The 24,272-nt window shown below is 38.5% G+C and carries 19 protein-coding genes and 1 tRNA gene; 8 read left to right on the top strand and 12 right to left on the bottom strand.

Annotation, left to right across the window (positions count from 1 at the left end):
• The first annotated feature begins 130 nt into the window (after positions 1-130).
• Genes surE through ABI125_04270 form a run of 5 tightly spaced genes read left to right on the top strand, consistent with a single transcriptional unit; the run spans position 131 to position 4,969 of the window.
• Positions 131-904 (top strand): 5'/3'-nucleotidase SurE, encoded by a 774-nt coding sequence (gene surE, locus ABI125_04290; GenBank protein XCF07078.1) that lies wholly within the window; start codon positions 131-133, stop codon positions 902-904.
• Between the two features lie 7 nt (positions 905-911).
• On the top strand, positions 912-1,196 hold the full coding sequence (locus ABI125_04285; GenBank protein XCF07077.1) for a hypothetical protein: 285 nt from the start codon (positions 912-914) through the stop codon (positions 1,194-1,196).
• A 19-nt stretch (positions 1,197-1,215) separates the two neighbouring features.
• Positions 1,216-2,328 (top strand): lipid-A-disaccharide synthase, encoded by a 1,113-nt coding sequence (gene lpxB / locus ABI125_04280; protein XCF07076.1) that lies wholly within the window; start codon positions 1,216-1,218, stop codon positions 2,326-2,328.
• Positions 2,329-2,332: 4 nt separating this feature from the next.
• Positions 2,333-2,905 (top strand): C40 family peptidase, encoded by a 573-nt coding sequence (locus tag ABI125_04275; GenBank protein XCF07075.1) that lies wholly within the window; start codon positions 2,333-2,335, stop codon positions 2,903-2,905.
• 24 nt (positions 2,906-2,929) lie between these two features.
• The gene (locus ABI125_04270; protein ID XCF07074.1) at positions 2,930-4,969 is read left to right on the top strand and encodes a ComEC/Rec2 family competence protein; all 2,040 of its coding nucleotides are present in this window, start codon (positions 2,930-2,932) and stop codon (positions 4,967-4,969) included.
• Positions 4,970-4,974: 5 nt separating this feature from the next.
• Here the strand turns inward: ABI125_04270 and ABI125_04265 are convergent, their stop codons facing one another.
• From ABI125_04265 to ABI125_04250, 4 genes are all read right to left on the bottom strand, one after another.
• Positions 4,975-5,523: a thioredoxin fold domain-containing protein gene (locus ABI125_04265; GenBank protein XCF07073.1), complete on the bottom strand. Its 549-nt coding sequence runs from the start codon at positions 5,521-5,523 to the stop codon at positions 4,975-4,977.
• Between the two features lie 88 nt (positions 5,524-5,611).
• Positions 5,612-7,381 carry a peptide MFS transporter gene (locus ABI125_04260; protein ID XCF07072.1) on the bottom strand — a complete coding sequence of 590 codons (1,770 nt, stop codon included), beginning with the start codon at positions 7,379-7,381 and terminating at the stop codon, positions 5,612-5,614.
• A 13-nt stretch (positions 7,382-7,394) separates the two neighbouring features.
• Positions 7,395-8,786 carry a peptide MFS transporter gene (locus ABI125_04255; protein XCF07071.1) on the bottom strand — a complete coding sequence of 464 codons (1,392 nt, stop codon included), beginning with the start codon at positions 8,784-8,786 and terminating at the stop codon, positions 7,395-7,397.
• Positions 8,787-8,800: 14 nt separating this feature from the next.
• The gene (locus tag ABI125_04250; protein ID XCF07070.1) at positions 8,801-11,035 is read right to left on the bottom strand and encodes a S9 family peptidase; all 2,235 of its coding nucleotides are present in this window, start codon (positions 11,033-11,035) and stop codon (positions 8,801-8,803) included.
• A 151-nt stretch (positions 11,036-11,186) separates the two neighbouring features.
• Here ABI125_04250 and ABI125_04245 point away from each other — a divergent pair, with 151 nt between their 5' ends.
• Together ABI125_04245 and ABI125_04240 are read left to right on the top strand one after the other, a co-directional pair.
• Positions 11,187-12,506 carry a hydroxymethylglutaryl-CoA reductase, degradative gene (locus ABI125_04245; GenBank protein ID XCF07069.1) on the top strand — a complete coding sequence of 440 codons (1,320 nt, stop codon included), beginning with the start codon at positions 11,187-11,189 and terminating at the stop codon, positions 12,504-12,506.
• Positions 12,507-12,509: 3 nt separating this feature from the next.
• Positions 12,510-13,415 (top strand): GYDIA family GHMP kinase, encoded by a 906-nt coding sequence (locus ABI125_04240; GenBank protein XCF07068.1) that lies wholly within the window; start codon positions 12,510-12,512, stop codon positions 13,413-13,415.
• A gap of 167 nt (positions 13,416-13,582) precedes the next feature.
• On the opposite strand, the gene ABI125_04235 is transcribed toward ABI125_04240, so the two are convergent.
• The 7 genes from ABI125_04235 to ABI125_04205 form a co-directional block, all read right to left on the bottom strand.
• Positions 13,583-15,712: a SurA N-terminal domain-containing protein gene (locus ABI125_04235; protein ID XCF07067.1), complete on the bottom strand. Its 2,130-nt coding sequence runs from the start codon at positions 15,710-15,712 to the stop codon at positions 13,583-13,585.
• Positions 15,713-15,887: 175 nt separating this feature from the next.
• Positions 15,888-17,177 carry a hemolysin family protein gene (locus tag ABI125_04230; protein ID XCF07066.1) on the bottom strand — a complete coding sequence of 430 codons (1,290 nt, stop codon included), beginning with the start codon at positions 17,175-17,177 and terminating at the stop codon, positions 15,888-15,890.
• Positions 17,178-17,372: a hypothetical protein gene (locus ABI125_04225; GenBank protein XCF07065.1), complete on the bottom strand. Its 195-nt coding sequence runs from the start codon at positions 17,370-17,372 to the stop codon at positions 17,178-17,180. It lies immediately after the preceding gene.
• A gap of 86 nt (positions 17,373-17,458) precedes the next feature.
• Positions 17,459-17,956 (bottom strand): LPS export ABC transporter periplasmic protein LptC, encoded by a 498-nt coding sequence (lptC, locus tag ABI125_04220; GenBank protein XCF07064.1) that lies wholly within the window; start codon positions 17,954-17,956, stop codon positions 17,459-17,461.
• A gap of 56 nt (positions 17,957-18,012) precedes the next feature.
• Positions 18,013-19,398, bottom strand: coding sequence for a hypothetical protein (locus ABI125_04215; protein ID XCF07063.1), 1,386 nt, complete (start codon positions 19,396-19,398; stop codon positions 18,013-18,015).
• An 18-nt stretch (positions 19,399-19,416) separates the two neighbouring features.
• Complete coding sequence (locus tag ABI125_04210) at positions 19,417-20,730, bottom strand: hypothetical protein (protein ID XCF07062.1); 1,314 nt, start codon at positions 20,728-20,730, stop codon at positions 19,417-19,419.
• Positions 20,727-21,458: a type III pantothenate kinase gene (locus tag ABI125_04205; protein XCF07061.1), complete on the bottom strand. Its 732-nt coding sequence runs from the start codon at positions 21,456-21,458 to the stop codon at positions 20,727-20,729. Before ABI125_04205 ends, ABI125_04210 begins: the two co-directional genes overlap by 4 nt.
• A 185-nt stretch (positions 21,459-21,643) precedes the next feature.
• Here ABI125_04205 and ABI125_04200 point away from each other — a divergent pair.
• Positions 21,644-21,716 (top strand) — tRNA-Phe (locus ABI125_04200).
• Between the two features lie 103 nt (positions 21,717-21,819).
• Here the strand turns inward: ABI125_04200 and ABI125_04195 are convergent.
• Complete coding sequence (locus ABI125_04195) at positions 21,820-24,144, bottom strand: N-6 DNA methylase (protein ID XCF07060.1); 2,325 nt, start codon at positions 24,142-24,144, stop codon at positions 21,820-21,822.
• Positions 24,145-24,272 lie beyond the last annotated feature (128 nt).

The following is a 24,272-nucleotide window of genomic DNA, read 5'->3' as shown; positions in this document are numbered from 1 at the left end:
ATTTTTCACTAAAATAAAGAAAAAACTGTGCCAATATGGGTTATGCCCGCTAATTTTTTGTTAAAGGCGGTAAATTGGATATTTACTGAGTAAATTATGTATTTTAGCGTTGATTTATTGAAAATAATTCATGATAAAAAAACCGCTTATTTTAGTAACAAACGACGACGGCATTAGTGCCCCGGGCGTACGAACCCTCATTAGCATCATGAACACCATTGGCGATGTAGTGGTTGTGGCTCCCGATAGCGCACAAAGCGGCATGGGCCATGCTATTACTTTAAATTCTACGCTTTTTGCAGAGGAAATCCATTTGGATGATGGCCCACAAAAAGAGTACAGTTGCTCTGGAACACCCGCCGATTGCGTAAAAATAGCCATCAGGGAAATTTTGGGCCGCACACCCGACCTTTGTGTTTCTGGTATTAATCATGGATCCAACTCGTCCATTAACGTCATTTATTCGGGTACGATGAGTGCGGCTATCGAAGCCGGTATTGAAGGTATTCCAGCTATTGGGTTTTCGCTGCTCGATTACGGTTGGAACGCCAATTTTGAAGCTTCAAAACCCTATGTAAAAACCATTGCACAACAGGTTTTAAAACACGGTTTGCCCAACGGTGTGGTGCTTAATGTGAACATCCCCAATGTTCCAAAAGAAAACATAAAAGGCATTAAAATTTGCAGGCAAGCCAAAGCCAATTGGGTGGAAGAATTCGACAAGCGAAAAACGCCGCAGGGCAAAGATTATTATTGGCTCACCGGAAAGTTTGTCAATTTGGATGGTGGCGAGGACACCGACGAATGGGCACTCGAAAACGGCTATATTTCGGTGGTGCCATCGCAGTTCGATTTAACGGCGCATCATTTTATCAAAGAGCTGAACTCTTGGGAATTAAAATAATAATTTAATGAAGAAAGATATTTTTATAGGCATGTTTGTAGGGTTGATTGCCAACGCCATCGGTCTATTTTTAACAGCCACATTTTTAGGAAAAGGCGACGATTTTACCACCGTAATCAAAGCCGCTGCAGCGGAAGGATTTTTAGGAAAACTGATTAGTTTAGGGGCTGTTTTAAACCTCATCGCTTTTTTCATTTTTATAAAAAAAAGAAAGGATTATCGCGCCAGGGGTGTATTGCTCATTACTGTTTTTATCGCGGTTTTTACGTTTGTTTTTAAATTGTTTCAGTAAAAAAATAACCCCAGGCCATATGAAATACTACATTATAGCAGGAGAAGCATCGGGCGATTTGCATGGCTCGAATCTTATGAAAGCTTTAATTAAGCTCGACCCTGAAGCCGATATCAGGTTTTGGGGCGGCGATTTAATGGCTCAAGTGGGCGGCACTCTAGTAAAACACTACAAAGAGCGGGCTTTTATGGGTTTTGTTGAAGTAATTACCAACCTCAACAAAATATTTAAGGACATTTCTTTTTGTAAAAGTGACATTGAAACTTTCAACCCAGACGTGATTGTTTTTATTGACAATTCCGGGTTCAACTTACGTATCGCGAAGTGGGCGAAGGCTGCTGGTTTTAAAACAAATTACTACATTTCGCCACAAGTTTGGGCCTCGCGTGCCAGCCGAGTACAAGCCATAAAACGAGACATCGATGCGATGTACGTTATCCTGCCGTTTGTGGAACCGTTTTATAAGAAATATAATTACAACGTGACGTTTGTAGGTCATCCTTTAATCGATGCCATTGCCAACCGTGAGCAAGTGGGCGAATTCAAATTTAGGGAACAGTACCAATTGGGCAACAAACCCATTATCGCCCTGTTACCCGGCAGCCGAAAACAGGAAATTACAAAAATGCTATCGGTTATGCTTAGTTTGGTGAACCAATACCCCGATTACCAATTCGTCATTGCCGGAGCGCCCAGCCAAGAATTCAGTTTTTATCAAACGTTTATAAAGTCCACCGATGTTAAATTCATCGACAACAAAACTTATGATTTGCTCAGTATTTCAACAGCAGCATTGGTCACCTCGGGCACAGCCACTTTAGAAACGGCTTTGTTTAAAGCCCCCCAAGTGGTGTGCTATAAAGGCAGTGCTATTTCGTACCAAATTGCAAAGCGTATAATAACCCTTAAGTTTATTTCGTTAGTGAATTTGGTTATGGATCGCGAAGTGGTTACCGAACTCATTCAAAACGATTTCAATAAAAAACGATTGAAAGTAGAATTGGATAAAATTTTGGATGCCGAAAACCGAAAGAAAATCTTTTTGGATTATTACGAATTGGAAAAAAAGTTGGGTGGTCGCGGTGCCAGTGAAAAAACAGCGAAATTAATTTACGAATCTTTAAAACCTTAGATGCGTGGTGTCCCGAATCACTCTTTTAATCCTTTTAATAGTTAGCTTCAGTAGTTGCAAATCTTCTAAAAGAACGACAAGCAACGGTACCGGAAGCACAAAAATCATTACTAAAAAAAGCACGGACGAACCAACTGTTTTCAACACCGAAAACAAAAATTCGGTTGAACCTACCACTCCGGAAATCACCTACTCCAATGCCGACCACATTATCGATTATGCCAAACAATTTGAAGGCGTACGCTATAAATGGGGTGGCACCACCGAAGCCGGAATGGATTGCTCGGGGCTGGTTTACGAATCGTTTAAAACCTACGATATTATTTTGCCCCGCGCATCAAAAGATATGGCGAAACGTGGCGAAAAAGTCGCCTTAAAAGATGTCCTTCACGGCGATTTGCTCTTTTTTAAAACTGGAAATCGCCGAAACTCCATTAACCACGTAGGATTAATTGTTGCCATACGAAACAACGATATTGAATTTATACACTCCACAAGCAGCAAAGGGGTAATTATATCAAGATTGAACGAAAGTTATTGGCTTAATGCCTTTCACGAAGCGCGCCGAGTTTTGTAAGAAATATTTTTTATCTTAGGTGAAATGAAACTCCTCAATTTCACTATAATCAAACTCACCGCTTGCCTTATTTTAGGCATTCTTATCGGTTATTATTTTGAGGCTTCTGTTTTTACTTCAATAGTTATAACTTCTGTTTTACTCGCGGTTTTAGCTGCCTTTTTTTTCATCGCCCAAAAACAGTTTGTTAAAACCGTTTGGTTTGGAATTTTGGCGTTTTTAACCATGGTTTCCGTAGGTGTTTTAACCAACAGCCTGCACCATCAAAAACATTTCAGCAACCATTACACCCATCATATTTCCGCGGAAAACAGCATTGTAAACACCTCCACCTTTAGGATTCGGGAAGTATTGAAACCCAACCGTTTTTACCAAAAATACGTTATCGATATTTTAAAGATTGACGACCAAAATACTTCTGGAAAATGCTTATTAAGCATTCCAAAGGATTCACTTTTTTCTACTTTAAAGGTCGATGCCGTTTTTATAGCCAAAACAGAGTTTCAGGATGTTTACAAACCTTTAAACCCACATCAATTCAACTATAAAAACTACCTCGAAAAAAAATACATTTATCATCAATTAACACTAAATAAAGAAGAACTTTTTAAGGTTGAATCCACAACGCACACGCTTTTGGGCTATGCCGATGCCCTTTGCAATCACATTAACAAAAAACTAGAAAAATTCGAATTCGAACCCGACGAGATAGCTATCATCAACGCCCTTTTACTCGGACAAAGACAGGATATTAGCGAGGAGGTGTATACCAGTTATGCCAATGCGGGTGTCATACATATTTTGGCAGTTTCCGGATTGCACGTTGGTATCATTCTATTGATTTTAAATTGGGCGTTTACCCCTCTACAACGTTTTAAACATGGCAAATTGATTAAAACCATATTGCTTGTCGCCCTACTATGGGGTTTTGCCCTTATCGCCGGACTATCGGCCTCTGTAACCCGTGCCGTTACCATGTTCAGTATCTTAACCTTTGCCATGAACCTGAAACGCCCCACAAACACTTATAACACCTTGGCCATTTCCTTGTTTTTTATATTGCTTTTTAAGCCTCTATTTATTTTTGATGTGGGATTTCAATTGAGCTATTTGGCCGTTTTTGCCATCGTTTCCATCGACCCGCATTTGTACAGCATTTGGAAACCCAAATATTGGTTAACCGATAAGCTATGGCACACTTTAACCGTAACCATTTCGGCGCAGTTTGGCATCCTTCCGTTAAGCCTGTATTATTTCCATCAATTTCCGGGGCTATTTTTCATTTCAAACTTAATTATTGTTCCAGGGTTAGGCATTCTTCTCGGTCTGGGTATCCTCCTCATTATATTGGCGGTGCTGAATATACTACCACAGTTCTTTGCCGATTTATTCGGATGGATAATCAGTTTGATGAACACCGTTGTTGATTGGGTGGCTCAACAGGAATCGTTTCTATTCCAAAACATCCCTTTTGGCATTTGGCACGTTTTGGCCTTTTATATTTTGACTATTGCCGTTTTTAAATTCATTTTCAAACGAAACACAAGCCATTTAAAATATGTTTTACTGGGCATAGTTTGTGTTCAAGTCACTTTTATTTACACGGCATTCAACAAACCTTCCAACGAACTCGTCGTTTTTCACAAAAGTAGATTCAGCGTTTTGGCAAACACCACAAATAATAAGATTGTGGTTGCCGAAGATTTAGATAGTATTTCAGGAATAAAAATCAATTCCGTTGCTGATTACTCCGTCGGGAACTTTATAAGAAACGTTGAAACAGACACACTTCGCTACGTTTATTCCATGAACAAAAAAACACTTTTGCTGGTAGACAGCTTAGGTATATACAACGTAAAAAGTTTTAGTCCAGATTACGTGCTATTGCGGCAATCGCCAAAACTAAACTTGAACCGATTGATTGATTCGTTAAAACCAAAACAAATTATTGCCGATGGCAGCAACTATAAAAGCGATATCGAGCGCTGGGAACAGGTCTGTAAAAAAAGAAAGCTCCCCTTTCACCACACGGGTAAAAACGGAGCTTTTATAATTAAGTATTGATTTTATCAACCTTTAAACTCTGGTTTAAAAGCTGTATAGTACGCATTAAAATCCTCTTGTGATTTGATAGCCTTATGGTCGTCTTTTTTGAACATTTTTAAATAAAGTTCCAGTTTTGGCGGGGTTTGGTATCCCCGAATTGGAGCAATAACATCGGCATTTTCATCCAAAAATACAATGGTTGGATAAGCACTGATTTGAAAATACCTTGCCAATTCGTGCGCCGAATTTCTCCTATTGGCTTTCGCCGGATCATAGTTGGGGTTAGTGAATGATTTGTCTTTGTAATTCACTACGGCATTGCCCTCGGCGTTGAATTTTACGGCGTAATAGTGTTCGTTTACATAGTCGGCTACTTCGGGATTCTGGAATGTGTTTTTATCCAACATTTTACATGGCCCGCACCAGTTGGTGTACATATCGACCATAATTTTTTTAGGCTCCTTTTTTTGAAGCGCCAAAGCTTCATCAAAACTCACCCAATTTATTTGCTGTGCTGTGGCATTTAAGCTTATAAAGCCCATAACCACGAATAAAAGTAATGTCTTTTTCATAATTTCCTTTGTTGCAAAAGTTGTTCCGAACTTACAAAAAATGCCCCAAGTAGGAGCATTTTGATTTAGTTTTAACTTATTTTTTCATTTAACGCACCCCGTGCATAAGCTTTTTTAGCAATGGATGCAGCAATAAAGAAACTATTCCCAAAAGCATAGGGATTATAGTAAAAATCAGGAAGAACGTAGACAAGCTATATTCTTGTGTAATTTTTTCGATATCGCCACCAACGTAGTGTGCCAGTTTATTTCCTATGGCTATAGCTAAATAATAAACACCAAACATAAAAGCCACCATACGGGCAGGCACCAATTTACTTAAATAGGAAAGCCCCATGGGAGACAGACACAATTCTCCCAATGTATGGAAGAGATATGCCAAAACCAACCAAGCCATACTTAAACTGGCCGTCTTAGCACCTGCTGGTACATCTTTAGCTCCAAACGCTAAAAATGCAAATCCCAAACCTAAAAGCGCCAAGCCTAGAAAATATTTTACAGATGCCGGCGGATTGAATTTGCTATCCCACCATTTGGTGAACAGCGGCGCAAATATAATGATGAACAACGAATTTAAAATGGCAAACCAAGTTATCGGCACTTCGGTTTCGGTAGATTGGAACTCAACGTATAACTTATACAGAACGATAGCCCAAACAATAACAAAACTGAAACCAAGAATAACATTGGACAACCCAATTCGATTGAATGTTTTTCTAAACAGACTAATCAACACATAGGTAATTATGGCCAACGGAACTACAGTAACTATTAAATCTACAACTTTGAAAGTAATAGCGGCACCGCCTTCCAAAAACCTATTGGTAAAATCTCTAGTGTAAATTGGTAATGAACCTGCTGCCTGTTCGAAAGCAGCCCAGAAAAAAATGGTAAACAAACAAAAAATAGAAAAGGCTATCATTCTATCCCTCTCGATAGCAACATACCTCGGGATTCTAACCAATAGCAACAATACAAAAGTAATGGCTGCTAAAAGCGCAAAAAACAAAGAATCCTGCATACCTAACACGGTAAAATTAAAAGATTGGATATTTCCAATTTTGCTAAGTGGATCATTAATTATAAAAATCAACGCAGAAATGGTAAATACGGCTATTAAAAAATAATCTAAAACCGAAAAATGGTTAAGCACTACCGAAGGCTTCAAGTCTTTATTTTGACTTCCAATATTACTCATTTCCTCAACAACCTTTACAGGCTTATCCCCTATTGATCCGAAAAGAGATTGTGCAAAATAAAACTGCAGCATACCCAGAAGCATAAAAATTCCGGCCAAACCAAAACCATAGCTCCATCCTATTTTTTCTCCTACCCATCCGCAAAGCATTATACCTATAAACGCTCCTGCATTTACACCCATGTAAAAAATATTATAGGCACCGTCCTTTTTTTCATCATGACCTTCATACATTTTGGATATTATTGAAGTCATATTCGGTTTAAAAAAACCATTCCCAACAATTAAAAAGGCTATACCTATGTAAAGAAACGTTGGTGTTTCGATGGCCATAGAAGCATGACCAACCGTCATGAGCAATGCTCCTATTACTACTGCCATTCTGTAGCCAATTTTATTATCGGCCAACCAACCACCTAACAATGGCGTAAGATAAACCAACATAGCATAAGTCCCTAATAAAGAAAGTGCAGCGGAAGAACTCCACTCCCAACCAGGATTTTCGCCCATCATGGCTCCTGTTAAAAAAATAACCAAAATGGCACGCATGCCGTAATACGAAAAACGTTCCCACATTTCTGTAAAAAACAAAACGAACAACCCAGACGGATGCCCTAAAACTTTGTCCTTAAAAAAATCGTCGGTAGTACTTTTAGCCATATTTATATAAATATTAGTTTATTTCTGGATCGGCCAGTTCATAAGGTTCTTGTTCCAACATTTCCCTTTCATTGTCTTCGGCCCCATGGGTTAACTTTTCCAGCTTGTTTCTAAACACCATAACAAGTGCCCCGAACGCAACACAAAAGACAGCTATTCCGGTGAAAATGGCAAACTCTCCTAAGCTTTCGGAAGCCTCTCCTAACAGACCAGCCAATTTGTTACCAAAGCCCGTCATAGCAAAATATACGCCCATCATAAGTGAAGCGTACTTTAACGGAGCCAACTTCGTGATGTACGACAAGGCCACAGGAGAAATACATAGTTCGCCTACAGTATGGAATAAATAAGCCAGTACCAACCAATACATGGCGGAAGACCCAGTACTTTCGAACTGTGTCGAAGCAGCCGACATAAAAAAGAAGCCTGTTCCCATAATAATCAGCCCCACAATCATTTTAAATAATGAAGTGGAAATTTTTCCTTTTAGCTTTCGTCTTGCCCAAAATGCGGCCACCGATGTACCCAAAAATATAATGAACATCGCATTTAATGATTGAAACCACGTAGCGGGAACCTCCCAGCCCATAAACATCCTATTGGTATTTTCCTTAGCGTAAATATTCATTAATCCGCCAGCTTGCTCAAAAGAGCCCCAAAAAACAATTACCAGTAAAAACGAAATAAATAGAACCACGACGCGGTCTTTTTCTACTTTGGTCAACGGTCTTTTCATGGCCGCTTTTTCTTCTTCATTTTCAGAATTCCCACTAAAGTTGCCTACATGCTTTAAATGCTTTTGGCCAATAAGATATTGGATTAAACCTAAAGCCATTCCTATTCCAGCCAAACCAAAACCATAATGCCAACCATGCACCTCGCCTACGTAACCTACTATTAAACTCGATAAGAAAGCTCCAACATTTATACCTATGTAAAAAATGGTAAAACCTTTATCTCTTCTAATATCGCCTTGTTTATATAAGCCCCCCACCATAGTAGAAATATTGGGCTTTAGCATACCTACACCGGCAATAATTAAACCTAAACCGGAATAAAACGCCCACATTTCCTCTATGGCCAAAATAGTATGGCCAGCTACCAAAAGAATTCCCCCGTAAAGCACAGATTTCTTTTGGCCCAAAAATTTATCGGCAATCCATCCGCCTGGAATTGAAGCTACATAAACCAGCATGGTGTACCACCCATAAAGGGCAAGTGCCTCACCATTGGACCATCCCAACCCAGCATTCTCCCCTTGGGCCTGAGCCACCAAATAAAGCACCAATATTGCTCGCATACCGTAATATGAAAAACGTTCCCACATTTCGGTAAAAAACAATACATATAACCCTACTGGGTGCCCAAATAATTCCTTTTGTTTAATTCCAGTCGTATTCGTCATAAATTTATTTTTATTTATCCTTTAATCTTTACTTGTTCCAACGCTTTCTCTTCTTCCTTTTTAATTTTATCCCCAAGGTTTTCATTTATAAAATGAGTCATTTTTTTATACAAATGAAGCCTAGTGTTTCCACCATAAATCCCATGGTTTTTATCGGGGTACACCGCCCAATCGAATTGTTTATCCGCCTGAATTAAAGCCTCGGCCAATCGCATAGTATTTTGCAAATGTACATTGTCGTCGGCCGAACCGTGCACTAAAAGAAAACCGCCCTTCAGTTTGTTTACATGGTTTATGGGAGAATTCTCGTCGTAACCCGTTGGGTTTTCCTGAGGGGTGGTCATGTAACGTTCGGTGTAAATAGTGTCGTAAAACCTCCAGCTACTAACGGGCGCCACGGCAATCGCCATTTTAAACACATCGTTGCCTTTAAATAGGGCATTGCTACTCATAAACCCACCGAAGCTCCAGCCCCAAATTCCTATTCTGCTTTTATCGATATAAGGTAAGCCGCCCAGCTTTTTGGCTGCTGCAATTTGATCTTCAACTTCATATTTACCCAGTTCCTTTTGGGTTACTTTTTTAAATTCTGCCCCTTTAAATCCTGTGCCTCTACCATCAACACACACAATAATATAGCCTTGCTGTGCCAAATGTTGATACCAATAATCGTTTGCCGAATTCCAGTGATTGGCCACCTCTTGCGAACCTGGCCCAGAGTATTGATACATCAACAACGGATATTCTTTATTCGTATCGAAATCGGCCGGCTTTATCATCCACATATTGAGGTCATTGCCGTTTACGTTGATGGTGCTAAATTCCTTCTCGGAAGTTTTGTAATCTGAAAGCTTTTGTGAAAGTTCGTCATTATCCTTGATGCTTTTTATAACATTTCCGGATGAGGCGCTATTCAAGGTATATTCCGGTGGCGTTGTAGCATTGGAAAACGTATTGATGAAATATGAAAAATCGGCACTAAAGGCCGCACTGTTTGTGCCTTCATTTTTGGTGAGCCGTTCCTTATTTCTTCCATTCAATTTGATGGAATATACATCTCTGTTAATTGAACCGTTTTCGGTTGATTGATAGAAAATGGTATTGTTATCAGCATCATAACCGTAGTAATCGGTTACTTCCCAATTCCCTTTGGTGACTTGGTTTATCAGCGTTCCATTTTCATTGTAATGGTAAATGTGATTGAAACCATCTTTTTCACTCGTCCAAATAAAACTATTGTCCTTTAAAAAAGTGAGGTTGTCCGTAACATCTACATAAGCGTCATCGGTTTCGGCAAGCACCAATTTAGAGGTATTCGTTTTGGCATCAATAAGCCACAAATCCAATTCGTTTTGATGTCTATTAATGTATTGGGCACTCAACACGTTGGCCTTCTTTGTCCATTTTATTCTTGGGATATAAAAATCGGTATAAGCTTTATCAACTTTAACATCCTTAATATTTCCGCTTTCAACATCGTAAATATGAAGTGATACTTTTGAGTTGGCTTCGCCCGCCTTGGGGTATTTAAACACTTGCTGGGTTTGGTAAAGTTCGGTGCCGTAAACATCCATGGAGAACTCTGGCACCTGGGTTTCATCAAATCGGATAAATGCGATTTTGTCACTATCAGCATTCCAATCGAACGCGCGGACAAAGGCAAATTCTTCCTCATAAACCCAATCGGTAATCCCGTTGATGATTTCATTCTTTTTTCCATCGGAAGTAACTTGCGTGGTTTCCCCATTATTCAAATTAAAAACATAAATATTGTTCTGCTTTACAAACGCCACTTTGGTTCCGTCGGGAGAAAAGGTGGGTTCCTGGATTTTATCTTCATCAATTAGGGTTAAATCGCCCGATTTGATATCATAAATAAAATAATTCCCCAATGCCGATCTTCGGTAAATGGCTTCTTCATTGGTGGCCAAAATCACTTTTTCTTCGTCTTTGCTAAAGGTGTAATCGGTAAAATATGGGATTTGGTCAAGATTGGCCGAAGTCACCAAAGTCTTCACTTTTTTAAGCGTTTTGTAGTCGTAAATATCGATGGAAGTGCTGCGCGTTTCCCTATCGAAATTTAAAACCGAATATTGGCGTCCGTTGGCCATAGAATGCAGGGCATCCATATATTGGGTTCTAAAAGTGCCGTATTTCCAAATGTCTTCAAGGGTAATTTCTTTGGTTTGCGCTGACAATATTGAAGTTACAAACAGGCAAACGTAAAATGAAAATTTTAGGTGTTTCATCAAAAAAAATATTTTTTTCATAAAAGGATGTCAATTTTACTAAAAATTCTTCAAAAAAAACAAATATTAACACTTAAATAACGTGGTTTTTAGTACATGGTTCCTTTTTCATAACAAGAGTGGTATCTTTGCACAGTTAATTTAAAAAATTATGAGCAAACCCATTGCAGGCTTTTCAAAATTATCGAAATCGAAAAAAATCGATTGGATTGTGAACACCTATTTTTCGAATGCCAATGATGCCAAAAGTACCTTAAAACAATATTGGAACAGTAACGAAAAATTGCAACAACTGCACGATGAGTTTATTGAAAACACCATTACCAACTACTATTTGCCGTTGGGTGTGGCACCAAATTTTTTAATTAATGATAAGCTTTACACCATCCCGATGGCCATCGAGGAAAGCTCCGTAGTAGCGGCGGCCAGTAAAGCGGCCAAATTTTGGTTGGACCGCGGCGGATTTAAAACCGAAGTGATTTCCACCACAAAAATCGGTCAGGTTCATTTTATTTTTAATGGTGATTTTGAAAAACTAAAGCAGTTTTTCACGCAAATAAAATCCCAGTTTTTTGAGGATTCAGAAGCCATTACCAAAAACATGAGAAAACGTGGTGGTGGCATTTTGGATATTGAATTGCGCGACAAAACAAACGACATCCCCAACTATTACCAGTTGCACGTGTCTTTTGAAACCTTAAATGCTATGGGCGCGAATTTTATCAATTCGTGTTTGGAGCAGTTTGCAAAAACGCTTAAAGAACAAGCCCTGAATTTTGATTTGTTTTCTGAGGAAGAAAAACAAATTGAGGTGGTGATGAGCATTTTATCGAATTACGTTCCCGACTGTTTAGTATGTGCTGGAGTGAGCTGCAAGGTGGAAGATTTGGCACAAAATTCTATTTCGGGTGAAGCTTTTGCCCATAAATTTGTGCAGGCCGTAAACATTGCCGAAGTAGAACCTTATCGCGCCGTAACACATAATAAAGGCATCATGAATGGTATTGATGCCGTTGTTTTGGCCACTGGAAACGATTTTAGAGCGGTGGAAGCCGGTGTGCATGCCTATGCTTCACGAAACGGCCAATATAGCAGTTTGAGTCACGCCAAAGTGGAAAAAGGCGTGTTTAGCTTTTGGATAGAGATTCCTTTAGCATTGGGCACCGTGGGCGGATTGACCGGTTTGCATCCTTTGGTAAAATTGGCCTTGGAACTCTTGCATAACCCTTCTGCCAAAGAATTGATGCAAATTGTGGCCGTTGCCGGATTGGCACAAAACTTTGCAGCGGTGAGTTCGCTAATCACTACCGGCATTCAGCAGGGACACATGAAAATGCACTTGATGAATATTTTGAATCAGTTTGAAGCTACCGATAGTGAAAAAAAGACGCTCACCGAACATTTTAAAGACAATACGGTGACGCATAGCGCCGTTACCGAAGCGATAAACAAGTTAAGAGTTAAGAGTTAAGAGTTGGAAAAATTTCATAGCAATGGCAAACTACTGCTCACTGGAGAATACGTCGTACTCGACGGAGCGCTATCGCTTGCCGTGCCTACTAAATTCGGGCAATCGCTACGGGTGGAACTGATTAAAGAACCCAAAATCATTTGGCGAAGTTTAGACGAAAAAGGTATGATTTGGTTTGAGGACGAGTTTAAAATTGATGAAATCAACACGTCGCTCAGTCCTCGTCATGACGTTTCCAAACGACTTTTTCAAATTTTAAACGCTGCCAAAACCTTAAATCCCGAGTTTTTAAATTCATCCAACGGTTTTAAAATCACCACAACACTAGATTTTCCAAGACATTGGGGTTTGGGTACTTCCTCTACTTTAATAAACAATTTAGCCCAATGGGCAGGTGTTGACCCTTACCTACTTTTAAAAAACACCTTTGGTGGTAGCGGCTACGACATTGCTTGCGCGCAAAACAATAACCCCATTACCTATCAGCTTATTAATGGAAAACCTGTGGTTAATCAAGTGCATTTTAACCCATCTTTTAAAGACCATTTATATTTTGTCTATTTAAATCAAAAACAAAATAGTCGTGACGGCATAAAACACTACCATGCCAATAAAGGCAACTCAACAGCATTGATTACAGATTTGAATAGCATTACCAAAAAAATGCTTTCGGTAGAAAACCTTGAAGATTATGAAGTCCTGCTCTACTCGCATGAGAATATTATCAGTAAAATAACCAATCAAACTACTGTAAAACGTTTACTTTTTAATGATTTTGAAGGCGCTGTTAAAAGCCTTGGTGCTTGGGGCGGCGATTTTGTTTTAGTGACTTCAAAAAGTAACCCGACAAACTATTTTAAGCAAAAAGGGTTTGACACGGTTATTCCCTACTCGGAAATGATTTTGTGATTGAACTTTTTCTATTGAAATCATTCATATACTTTAAATCTAGTTGATTTAAAACGGAATGTGATTTCTCTCTTCGTTCGAAATGACAATGAACACGTATGAAAAACAAAAAGCTCCGCGTCGCGGAGCTTTTTGTTTTTCATACTAATATTATTTAAAACTACTTTTTACTGAATTTGAATTTTTACACGGTTATCTTCAATATCGGCAGCTTCTTTTAATGCGTTATAAACTTTGGAGTTTGCAGCACTTGACTTTTGAATCTCCACTCTATTGGCCGCTGCTTGGTAGTTATCTAACTCAACAGCTGGTGTCTTTTTAACTACCTGAATCAAATAAACTCCATTTGCCCCATCAATTAAATTAGAGGTTTCACCTTCTTCCAATCCAAATGCAGCACCAACAACTAATGGCTCTCGACCAGCCCCAGAAATGGTTGGACTTTTCATATTAACGCCATTGGCTGTTCTTACAGTGGTATTTTCAGCAGCAGCTAAATCTTCTAAAGTACTCGCAGAAATACGGTCTCTAATAATTTCAGCTTTTTTCTCTTTTTTGATGATTGGCAACACACGTGCAGTAGCATCTTCAACCGACATTAACCCCGCCTCGTGCTTGGCTACCAATTGTGCGATAACATATCCGCCTGGCACATTGAAACGCTTTATATCGCCCGTTTCAGAATCTTCGTTGAATGCCCAACGCACAATAGGACGCTGATTACCAACACCTGGAATACTTTCATCCAAAGCCTTAATACCATTTACCGGGCGAACGGCAAAGTTGTTTTCTTTGGCAACGGCTTCAAAATCGTCTTTTCCAGCTTCAATCTCGAAGTTTGAGGCATCTCTAAACACTTTGTTGCTTGTAGTTTCAGAAGGCTCAATTGTTCTGGCAATAGTACCTACTTGTACGGCTTTCTTTTTATCTTTTTGTCCTTCGATTTCAATAATATGGAAACCGAAAATAGTTTTTACAACGCCCAAATCTCCAGTTTTACCTTCGAACTCGAATTCGTTAAATTCAGGAACCATAGTGTTGTATGGATGCCAATCGTAACGCCCTCCATTATTAACACTTCCTTGATCAGAAGAAAACTCAGTAACAAAATCTTCAAACTTAGAACGGTTTCTTTTTAATACTGCTAAAAGGCTATCGGCTGTTGCTTTTGCTTCTGCTTCGGTTTGAGTTACATCTGGCTGCGCACTTTGTGCACCAATGAAAGGAATTAATATGTGACGTACCTTAGCAGAATCTGGAATTTGCTTAACGGCCACCACTTTTGATACTTTAAAATATCCATCGTGTTTGTATGGGCCATAAACCTCACCTTCGTTAAGGTTGTAAATATCATCAGCAAACTCGGTTGGCAAACTCGATTTGAATACGAAACGATCATCGAACTTAATATCTGATGACGCAATTACATTGATGTATTCTTCGTTGTCCTTTACTTGTGAAAAGGCTACAATAGTATCTTTTCTACCTCTTTCGTCAACCAATCTCCCGTTTATGTAAGTTTCCAACTCGGCTTTAATCGCTGCTTCATCTTCTACCGAGGCCGTTTCTTCAAACTTTACGTAACGGATATCTCTCGACTCCTCAACTTCAAATTGCTTTTTGTTCTCTTTAATATAGTTTGAAATATCAGATTTTGAAACCTGCACCGTGCTATCAGCAATCGTGCTATAAGCTACCTGAACATATTTAATATCTACTTTGTTACCTTCCAGTTTATGCTCCAACTCACCTTCGGTCAATGTACCCGTTAACCCCGCCTTAACCATGTTAAAGTAGTTTTGGTTCAATGCGTTTAACGACAATTGCTTTTCGTAGTTGATCCAACTTTGGTAACCGGCAGCACTGGTCTCCTTTAAATTGGCAATGTATTCGTTCAATTTATTTTCGTCGAACATTCCCGCTTCGTTTAAAAACTCGGGGCTTGACGATAAGGCTGTTTTCAACAAATCGCGGATTTGGTCTTTTTCAACCGTAATACCCAACTCTTCAAATTGCGTTTCCATAACGGCCTGGCGTACTTCCTGCTCCCAAACACGGTTCATTACTTGCGTGTTGGTTGCATTTGGTCCAGCTTGACGTTGTGCAGCTTCTACTTTTTGCAAAAAGTCTTCGCGGGTAATGTCTTTTCCGTTGATAGTTGCCACAACGTTTTGTGATTTCGATGTAAGGGCTTCGCTGTTTCTAAACAAATCTGCCAATACGAAAGAAAATAGCGCCAATGCTATGATTAGGATTAAGAATAGTGAACGTTGTCTTATCTTATTTAAAACTGCCATTTGTAAATTAAATTTAATTACCCAAAGCTGGGATTTGTTGTTAAGTTGGTGTCAATTATGCAATAACCGACAAAAATATCGTGCGCGAAAATACCATTTTCTATTTAATAATAAAAGGGATATTTATTTATTGTGAAGTTTACAAAGAAGTGATAGACGGAACAGGGACACTTTTTTAATCGTCGTCCTGCACTTTCAGTTCTACCAAATCTATTTTAGTGTTGGAAACAGCCAAAATAGTAAACTGAAACTTATCGATTTTAACCACCTCGTTTTGTGCGGGAATTTCTTCGGTATGGTTTACAATCAACCCGCCAAGTGTTTCGTAATTTTCACTTTCTGGAAGGTTCACTTTGTAAGCTTCGTTGATGTAATCGACCTCCAATCTGGCGGAAAAATTATAGGTATCGTCATCCAATTTTTCTTCAATGGAATCATCGGAATCGTGCTCGTCTTCAATTTCGCCGAACAATTCTTCAATAATATCCTCGACCGTCATAATACCCGAAGTACCACCGTATTCATCTAAAACCACAGCAATACTGCGCCGCTTTTTGGTGAGCACGCTCAGCACATCTTTAATGAGCACCGTTTCGGGAACAAACTCCACCGGGGTAAGTATTTCCTTTATGGTTTGGGCTTTTTTAAAGAGTTCGAACGAATGTACATAGCCCAAAATATCGTCAATCGTATCTTTGTAAACCAGTATTTTGGTGCGGCCCGTTTCAGTAAATAGTGTGTTCAGGTTTTGCACAGAATCGTTGATTTCAACTGCAATAATTTCGGTACGGGGAATCATCACCTCGCGGGCTTTTACTTCTGAAAATTCTAAAGCATTTTGAAAAATCTGGATTTCGCTATCTACATCGTCGTGTGCCTCCACCGATTCCATTTGCTCGCTGATATAGTTGCCCAACTCCACTTTTGTAAATGCCAATTGAATTTGATCGCCTTCGGTTTTGAAAAAGGTTTTTAGAATGATGTCTGAAATCCAAATGATAAATTCAGAAATCAGCGTAAATATCACATAAAAAAAGTATGCCGGAATCGCCAGCGCTTTAATTAGTGTATTGGCATAAATTTGAAAGAATACTTTGGGCAGGAATTCTGCAGTAATCAAAATCACCAACGTGGAGAGCACGGTTTGCGAAAACAGACTTAAATCGGTTAGCAAATAATTTAAAAAGCCACTATTAGTTGGCAAAATCGACTGAAACCAATTCACCAAAACATCGCCCATAAAAAACCCGTAAACCACCAATGCTATGTTGTTTCCAATAAGCATGGTTGTTATGAATTTTGACGGACGTGCGGTAAGTTTCCTCAATGCTTTGGCCAACAAGCCATCCTGCTTTTTTTCAATTTCGATGTGGATCTTATTGGAAGACACATAAGCGATTTCCATCCCCGAAAAAAAGGCCGACAGGATAAGCGACACTATAATTATGATGACATAAATGCTCATTTATTTTGAACCGTCTTTATTCTCATATTTTTGCCTAAAGCGTCTTCTAAAGAAGAATATGAACACTGCCAATCCTGCTAAAGCTAACGACACATAAGCACCGTTTGTGCCATCGTTCCATTTTGAAATGCCATCGTAAAGGAACAGTACGGCAAAAACCAGATAGGCATATTGAAAAATTCTAGCAAATTTCATAGATGAATAATTTGGTATAAAGATAAATAAAATTGAAACCAAATACCTTTTGGAACTCAATTTTCAAAAAATTGGAGATTACAGGTTTATTCTTCCAATGTGATGATGCCCGTTACCTCAAGCACTTCGGCGTTTGTGAATTTTGAATTGGAATCGAAGCCGTTACCTTTAATAAGGTCTTGTTCTGTTTGAAACTCTACCGGAAAGTTGGTAAACAGCCATTCTTTTTTTTGGTCGTAGTAAAGCTGATCGGTTTTTAACACACTGTTGTCGTGTGTGGTGATCACCACGTTGCTTCGCATATCAATTATGCCGGTTTTTTCATAAACAACGGCTCGATCGGCTACAACGGTGCTCTTTTTATTGTCTTTGTCGTAAACGTAAAGTGTAGCACCGTCAACAAATTCCCTAAAAGGGAAATCGCGGTTGGTATAATCCAACATTTTGGTGCTGATCAAGTTGGCCGTAACTCTTCCCGAATCGGTATATTTTACATTCATGTTGTAATCTACACCAATGGGTTCGTTTTCTGAAATGCCTAATTTCTGTACTTTATCTAAGTTGTTATTACATGAAAAAAACATAGCCACAATAAATATTGTGACTATGTTTAATATAAAGTATGTAACCTTTTTAATCATTATTTTCCAACACTTGGCACCTTAACAGATGCTCCAATCCAACAGCCTATGTTGATGGTTTCTCCTGATCTGCCGGAACTAAACACATCTGATTTAGAAGGCGCTTTTGCCTCGTAGTTCGCCGCAGATTGTGCTGCTGCTTTTGATAAGGTTGGATCAACTCGAGATGCTTTTTTGGCTTCATCGGCTGCTAACCAATATACGGCTCTTTTATCGAATGTTGTTTCACCACAGTTGTTGGCACTAGCTGCGTACATCGCGGCAATAGCTAAATAAGGACGACCGTTTGACGGGTTAAGTTTTAAGGCTTGGCGATAGTAATTTCTCGCTTTACCATAGCTACCTCTAGCCTTTAGTTTGGTAGCGATTCTATAATTCAATTTAGATTTTTTGAAACTATCGGTTTCTAAGCTAATAGCCTGCTCGAAGAAATCAATAGCTTCATTGGTTTTTCCTTCTTTATCCTTCAACAAACCTAAGTAATATGCTGAGTTTGCTGATGGACTTAAATCGTGGTAAGCATTTACCAACTTGAAGAACAACGGATCATCAGTACATTCTTTTTGCGACATTTGCCCTGCAGCTCTTTGTAACCAAACGGCATTGTCTTTGTTTGCTTCAAAATCTCTGGTAAAAATAGGGATTAAGTTTTCGCAGTTTGCTCTTGGCCCTAACTTACCATCGACACTACTAGATACTTGATCGTAGGCTTTTAAATAGCTTTCGTAATATCTTTTGTAGCTCTCTTCCTTTTTTGTTAATGCCGTACCCGCTTCTTCCTTCTCAATTAGTTTATTTAATTTCTCAGAATCTTTCTTTACTTCTTCTTCAATTTTATCAACTACATCATCGTATTTGCTGAACAGTTCAGCCGCTGGCTTTTTGCCTTCATCAAACAAATCAACCATCAAAGAAAAGTAAGTGTAGATACTTTTCGGGTTTGTAAATGTTTCTTTATCTAATTTATAGGCATTATCGAAACACTCATAAAGTTCCTCTTTGGTTTTACCTAATTCTTTTTGGTTATCGTACATTAATTGGCAAGCTTTTGCAGCATATTCACCCTTTGGGGTTTTACTGGCAAAATGCTCGGCTCTTTGCTCCCACATTTTTACTAGGTCATTTACAAAAGCTACCTTTTCGGCTCCAGTAGAATTATCAATTTTATGCTCCAATATTTTCTCGCCATCTACATAAATGGCGTTGTTGAATTTAGGGCATTTGTTTCTTACGGCCATCCATGGTTCGTAAGCGGCATCATAATTTTTTGCTTTGGTATATTCGTGGAAAATGGAAAGCTTGGTCATGCATTCTTCATCTTGCTGCGCAAAACCCAAGTTCAATCCAATAAACAAAAGTGCTAATAATGTAATTTTAGTTTTCATGGTAATAATTTTGTTCTTTTAATCATATTTTCTTTTTTGGAACCATCGATCGTTCAAAGATAAACTTAATTGGAAATTAATAAAATTCTCTTGTATTAAATTGCCATTTGTTGTTCCTCTTTTCCCGAATTCGACCCCTAAATTGGCGTTAGACAGTAATCTGGCGTCTCCCACTGGTAATCCTATACCAAAAGATATGCCAAACTCCTTTATTGATTCATTATTGATGTTCAATCCGGTTTCCTCGTTTCTTAAACCGGCTCGGTAAACGATGCGTTTCCAATAGCTATCGAACGATCCGTAATCGGGAATATAAAACCCTCCTAAAGAGAACGAATAAGCATCCTCATATGTTGTTGAACTGGTTGAATATAATTCATTTGAAAAACGGCTTGTTTTTTGGAATGTCGTTTCGGCTCCCACAAACCATTTTCTGGGTTTTCCGATACCGGCCCCAAAGGCCAACTTAGATGGCATTACCAAATCGGTTTCTTTTAATCCCATGGCTTCCAAATCGGTCTCGACGGTATTGACAACAAACTCCTGACCGGTAGATGACACACTTACTGTTGAAATGGATCTCTCATTTTTTGAAGTCAAATTGCTCTCTGGGGTAAATGTTGCACTAGTAACCAATTCCAAATCGTTTTTAAGCATGGTTTTGTACGATACGCCCAAATTGATATTCAATCCGCTTAAATCCGAACGGTTGCGCTCACTGGATTGGTATTGCACGGGCATACCGTTATCGTACTGATAGCTTAAAACACTGTTTTGTATGTTTCCGAAGTTATAATGCACGTCGATACCTGCCGTTACGCCTTTGGCAATCTGGTAACCTAAACCTAAAAATACTTTATTGACACCACCCTCGCCCTGAAATCTATTTTGAATATCTTCATTATCATTCAACGATTCCAGTTTATAGCCTACGGAAGTGTAGGGCAACAAGCCAAAACCGAACCCGAATTTCCCCAAAGGCACCGACATAGCTAAATAATCGAAGGTTGCAGAAGACGCTTCGGCAGTACCCGAATCGCTTTTCAGATCGCGTCTAGAATAAGACCCTCCAACGGTAAACTTAACCGGGCGGGTTTCCCCTCCAAAAGGATAGATGCCCACATTATCGCCTGCGTAAGACGATGGATTTCGTAAATTAACGTGAATACTATCGGTATAGATGCTCAATCCACCCATACTGCGGTTTTCAACAGTTCCCTTAAATTTAAGGTTACCAATACCATAAAAAGAATAAGGTGAAGCCGTACCTTCTTGCCCGTAACTGTAAATTGAAAATACTAAAACAAAAACTAATACAAGTTTTTTAATCATTCGTTCGAGTTAAATTGTAAAATATAGTTTAATCCCTCTAAAAGAAAATTAGGATTGGCAAATATGCTACTTTTTAATTGCTTAGACAAAAAATTAGTGTCGCCTCCTGTTAAAATAACTGTTAAATCTGGATATTTAAGGCGATATGCTTGTACCGCTCCATCTATTTCATTTAAAATACCGTGCACCACACCAGAGTGGATGGATTGCTGTGTAGAACCGCCAATGATGTGCTTTGGCTGCTCTGTATCCAATAACGGTAAATTGGCCGTTAAATTATTCAAAGCTTCGTAGCGCATACGTACACCGGGTGAAATGGCGCCACCCAAATATTCATTTTCTGAGTTTATAAAATCGTAGGTAATGCAAGTTCCTGCATCGATAATCAGTACATCTTCATTTGGAAATTGCCCTGCAGCCCCGCTCACCAAAGCGATTCTGTCTACTCCCAACGTTTTTGGGGTTTGATACAGATTAGTGAATGGCAAATTGGTTTCTGAATTTAAAACAAGTACATTGAAATGCTTGGCTATTTGCTCGGCAGTATGGGAATTGAGTTTACCAACCGAAGACACAATGGCGCGTTTAATAGCCGGAAAATTTTGCTTCAATGCTTTTATTTCTTCCAAAACAGCCTCTAATTTAACCACTGTTTTGTGCTTTAAGGCCTCGCCTTTAAAAACGGCTAACTTTACAAACGAATTCCCTACATCTATAATTAAGTTCATTTTAATTCTAAAAATCGCTAAATTTACAAAACGACGAACAATTTTCAGGTATATTCAATTTTTATTGCACTAAACTTGAATAGGTTACCGAAACCTATTCAAAAAAATAGATTTTTTGAGATATTTTTTCCCGATTTATTTTGGGGAAAAGTAAAAATGATTTTATATTTGCAACCGCTTTGCGAGGTACCTTAGCTCAGTTGGTAGAGCAAAGGACTGAAAATCCTTGTGTCCCTGGTTCGATTCCTGGAGGTACCACAAAAAAATCCCGAAACATTTGTTTTGGGATTTTTTGTTTTTATACCTTTTGCAATGTCATTGCGAGCGCAGTGAAGCAATCTGTTTATGGCACATTACTTTTTTAAGATGCCTCAACTATTTTTATTTCTTCTTCGGTAAGGCCGTAAAGCTCGTAAACCATTTGGTCTATTTGTTTATCGGTTTGGTTAATTTGGTGTTGCAGGGTTTGTGCTTTTTGTTTGTTCTCTTCAAAAAGGTCGAGCCACTCAAACTCATCTTTTTTGGTGAGGGTTGGCACTTCTTCTAAACCCTCTTTAACACGTAGTTTGTTATTGGCCTTTATGGCTTTGTTGAGTTCTTTTATAAACTCGCCAAACTCCAGATCGTGCCAGTTTTGTAGTTTTTTGGGAAGTTTTTCTAATTGGAATGTTTGCTGAAGGTATTTTTGGAATTTTTCCAACAAATTATGGTAATCACCAATTAATGATATAGCTTTTTTTGAAGATAATTCGAATTTATTTTGAATATCCGAATCGACATTTTTAATTGGTAATTTTTTACAATTTGCAATTAAAATCTTCTGAAAAAGCTCTTTTTCTAAATCAAGAAAGCTATACTTATGATAAAAATTAATCAATTTTGAATTAATAATGCATAAAAGAGAATACACAGGTAAGCTTTTTAATTTTGGAATTATTGCAAAACCTATTTGTGTGAAATATAAAGGTTTATCCGTGTATCCAGCATAAATTCTTGGCGGACTACCTGAAACTATTTGTCTAATAATAATTCTAGGCTCATAAAAGAATCTTTCTTCTCTTTGCGCACCAAGCCATTCACCATACTTTAAATATTCAGAGACTCCATCTGAAACAAAGTATCGAGTGATATTACTGCCTGATATTAATGGTTTGTATGTCTCATCCTCTTTAAAATATGAGTGAAACTGTTTACTTTTTATTAGCTCTTGAGAATGTCCTTTATATTTATCGTAAGGTGTTATACCCAAAGTAAAATCAGCTAATTCTCCTAATTCAATTGAATCATTGCTAATTTTTTCTAGCAATTTCAATTGTTTAGGATTCACATAAATATTGTAATTAAAAGAAGAGGAGTTTTCCCAATTTAATTTAGAAATTTTTTCAATTCTACTTGAATCAACGAAAGAGATTTTTTCTGATTTTGGATATAAAATCACATCTACATCTTTTGATTTTGACCCTTTTCTAAATTCAAAGATTATTGTTTCGACTATTGCATCCTCAAAAGTACCATCAGGTAGTTTAATTATAGTTGTCATATCGTCAATCAGCATTTTCCTAATTTTTGTGTAAGATGAATTAACGAGAATAGAATTAGGATTTATAAATGACAAAAAACCTCTTTCTTTTAATAAGTGGAACCCTTTTTCAATAAAAATAGAATACAAGTTAATTCTATTTTCTGTTGTCTCATATTTTTTAAATAAGACCTTAACAATGTTAGGTTCTAAACCTTTAATATCAACATACGGCGGATTCCCAATAACCACATCAAAGCCACCCTTTGCAAATACTTTTGGAAATTGTTCTTCCCAATTAAAGGCTTTGTCGCCGGCCACCGCTTTGCTATCAATTAAACTGTTGCCGCATTTTATGTTGCTGCTTAGATCGTTTAGTTTTCGGCGGGGTTGTGCGGTGCGCAGCCACAGGGATAGTTTGGCAATTTCAACCGACTCTTCGTTTAAATCTACCCCGTAAATATTGTTTTCCAAAATGGTGTTCTCTATATCCGGAAATTGAAACCCGCCACCCAACACTTTGGTTTTTAGCTCGTTTATGTATTGGTGCTCGGCTATTAAAAAGTTTAGGGCTTGGTTTAAAAAGGCACCAGAGCCACAGGCCGGATCGCAAATGGTAAGTTGCAGCAGCCAATCGCGATAGGTATCTAAAATGCCCACCAGTTTCTCGATGGTTGCTTTTTGTCGGTTTTTGCGCCCTTTATAATACTCTTCTTCTTTAAAACCCAATTGGGTTTTCTTGTCTTCGCACAGTTTACCTACGGTATTTTCTACAATGTATTTGGTAATGTATTTGGGCGTGTAAAATACCCCGTCCTTTTTACGCTTGCTCTTTTGTTTATCAAAATCGGCTCCTTCAATTTCGGCATTAACGCTCTCTATCTCGTTTAACGAGTTTTCGAAAATGTGTCCCAAAATGTTAACGTCTACCTGGCTTTCAAAATCGTAAGCGGCTAACTTGCTGGTGTGCTTAAACAATAAATCGCTATCTATATCGAGGTTGTCTAAGGTTTTGTCTTCCTTAAACAGGCCGCCGTTGTAGGCGTAAATTTCGGCCCTGTTGGTTGTTCCGGCGCGACCTTGGTCCAGATGTGTAAAATATTGTTTAAACAGGTTGTACAATGGGCGGTCGTCGCCAAAATCGAGGTCGGCTTTCCACTTATCCAAAATTTGCTGGGTACTGTTTGGTGGCAGCAACCCCCTGTCTTCGGCAAAGAAAACAAACAGATAACGGTCTATTAGTTTTGCGATTTTTTAAATAAGGTAAGCTTAACGCTTTTTTCGAGTTTAACCAA

This window comes from Tamlana crocina (assembly GCA_040429635.1).
Classification (GTDB): domain Bacteria; phylum Bacteroidota; class Bacteroidia; order Flavobacteriales; family Flavobacteriaceae; genus Flavisericum; species Flavisericum crocinum.
This window is presented reverse-complemented; position numbering and strand designations above follow the sequence as displayed.

Coding starts and splice junctions, on each gene's coding strand:
- ABI125_04225 (XCF07065.1), bottom strand. CDS start 17,372: ATGAAATTTGCTAGAATTTTTCAATATGCCTATCTGGTTTTTGCCGTA.
- surE (XCF07078.1), top strand. CDS start 131: ATGATAAAAAAACCGCTTATTTTAGTAACAAACGACGACGGCATTAGT.
- ABI125_04270 (XCF07074.1), top strand. CDS start 2,930: ATGAAACTCCTCAATTTCACTATAATCAAACTCACCGCTTGCCTTATT.
- ABI125_04250 (XCF07070.1), bottom strand. CDS start 11,035: ATGAAACACCTAAAATTTTCATTTTACGTTTGCCTGTTTGTAACTTCA.
- ABI125_04210 (XCF07062.1), bottom strand. CDS start 20,730: ATGATTAAAAAACTTGTATTAGTTTTTGTTTTAGTATTTTCAATTTAC.
- ABI125_04285 (XCF07077.1), top strand. CDS start 912: ATGAAGAAAGATATTTTTATAGGCATGTTTGTAGGGTTGATTGCCAAC.
- ABI125_04245 (XCF07069.1), top strand. CDS start 11,187: ATGAGCAAACCCATTGCAGGCTTTTCAAAATTATCGAAATCGAAAAAA.
- ABI125_04215 (XCF07063.1), bottom strand. CDS start 19,398: ATGAAAACTAAAATTACATTATTAGCACTTTTGTTTATTGGATTGAAC.
- ABI125_04235 (XCF07067.1), bottom strand. CDS start 15,712: ATGGCAGTTTTAAATAAGATAAGACAACGTTCACTATTCTTAATCCTA.
- lptC (XCF07064.1), bottom strand. CDS start 17,956: ATGTTTTTTTCATGTAATAACAACTTAGATAAAGTACAGAAATTAGGC.
- lpxB (XCF07076.1), top strand. CDS start 1,216: ATGAAATACTACATTATAGCAGGAGAAGCATCGGGCGATTTGCATGGC.
- ABI125_04260 (XCF07072.1), bottom strand. CDS start 7,381: ATGGCTAAAAGTACTACCGACGATTTTTTTAAGGACAAAGTTTTAGGG.
- ABI125_04205 (XCF07061.1), bottom strand. CDS start 21,458: ATGAACTTAATTATAGATGTAGGGAATTCGTTTGTAAAGTTAGCCGTT.
- ABI125_04255 (XCF07071.1), bottom strand. CDS start 8,786: ATGACGAATACGACTGGAATTAAACAAAAGGAATTATTTGGGCACCCA.
- ABI125_04265 (XCF07073.1), bottom strand. CDS start 5,523: ATGAAAAAGACATTACTTTTATTCGTGGTTATGGGCTTTATAAGCTTA.
- ABI125_04230 (XCF07066.1), bottom strand. CDS start 17,177: ATGAGCATTTATGTCATCATAATTATAGTGTCGCTTATCCTGTCGGCC.